The sequence below is a fragment of the Arthrobacter sp. JCM 19049 genome, from assembly GCF_001310435.1.
Map to the genome: position 1 here is coordinate 1 of NZ_BAXF01000549.1, position 1,359 is coordinate 1,359.

A 1,359-nucleotide genomic window follows, 5' to 3' on the forward strand; every position below is an offset into this window, starting at 1 on the left:
CCCGGAGACCAGGCGCCCGTCGCTGCTCAGGCTGCGGCCCCGACCTGGAAATTGGAGTACGGCACATAGGCGTTGTCCAGGGCCGCGGTGGCCGCGGCGTGCAGCCGCGACCAGATCCGCTCTTCCTGCCCGCCCTCGGGCACCGGGATCTGCGCAGGATCTTCCTGCGCGCGGGGCTGTGACGGCACGGCTACTCCTTCGTGTACGGTTCGCCCACCGCGGCCGGGCCGCGGGAGCGGCCCACCAGTCCGGCCACGGCGAAGATGGTCACCAGATAGGGCATCATCGCCATGAACTGGCTGGGCACCGGGGTGCCGATGATCGTCAGGGTCACCTGCAGGTTGTCGGCGAAGCCGAACAGCAGGGCCGCCATGAACGCGCCGATCGGGTTCCAGCGCCCGAAGATCACCGCGGCCAGGGCGATGAAGCCGCGCCCGCCGGAGATCTCCTTGGTGAAGGAGTCGATGGCCACCAGGGTGAAGAAGGAGCCGCCGATGCCGGCCACGATCCCGCCCAGGGTGACGTTCCAAAAGCGCATCACGTTGACCTTGATGCCCAGGGTGTCCGCGGCCTTGGGATGCTCGCCCACCGCCCGCACACGCAGGCCCCAGCGGGTCTTGTACAGCCCGAACCAGACCAGGAACACCGCGATGTACATCAGGTAGCCGACCACGGACTGCTTGAACAGGATCGGACCGATGACCGGGATGGCGCTCAGCCCGGGAATCTCGATGATCGGCAGGCGCCCGGGCGAGTTGAACAGTTCCGGGTCGCGCTGCATCACCGTGGTGAACAGGAACCCGGTCACCCCGGAGACCAGCACGTTCAGCACCACGCCGACGATGATCTGGTTGACCAGGTACTTGATGGAGAACAATGCCAGGATCAGTGAGACCAGAGCCCCGGCCACGCCGGCGGCGACCAGCCCGGCGAACACGTTGCCGGTGGTGGAGGCAACGATCGCGGCGGTGAAGGCGCCGGCCAGCAGCTGGCCCTCAATGGCGATGTTCACCACGCCCGACCGCTCGCACAGCACCCCGGACAGCGAACCGAACACCAGCGGCACGGCCAGCACCACGGCCCCGGCCAGCAGGGAGGCCAGCGAAATGGTGGTCACGTTAGCCCCGGAGACCACCCAGATCAGGAACGAGAGCACGAACAGGACCGCGAAGACGATCACGATCCAGCGTTCGGTGGCCAGCCCCTGCCTGCGCCGCACCCAGGAGTAGACCGCGCCGGCCGCCAGCAGCACGCCGATCACCAGGTTCGTGGCCTGGCCCGGGAAGACCAGGGTGGGCAGTTCGAACGCGTCCCCGGCGCTGGAGAGGCGGAAGTGCGCGGCCTCGCTGCTGCCCAGCA

General features: G+C 68.3%; 2 protein-coding genes. Both read right to left on the reverse strand.

The window, feature by feature from the left end; translation table 11 throughout:
* Positions 1 to 26: 26 nt before the first annotated feature.
* The gene (locus JCM19049_RS21135) at positions 27 to 188 is read right to left on the reverse strand and encodes a hypothetical protein (protein ID WP_374700322.1); all 162 of its coding nucleotides are present in this window, start codon (positions 186 to 188) and stop codon (positions 27 to 29) included.
* A gap of 2 nt (positions 189 to 190) precedes the next feature.
* Positions 191 to 1,357, reverse strand: a complete 1,167-nt coding sequence (locus JCM19049_RS14345) for an ABC transporter permease (RefSeq protein WP_279403278.1) — start codon at positions 1,355 to 1,357, stop codon at positions 191 to 193.
* Positions 1,358 to 1,359 lie beyond the last annotated feature (2 nt).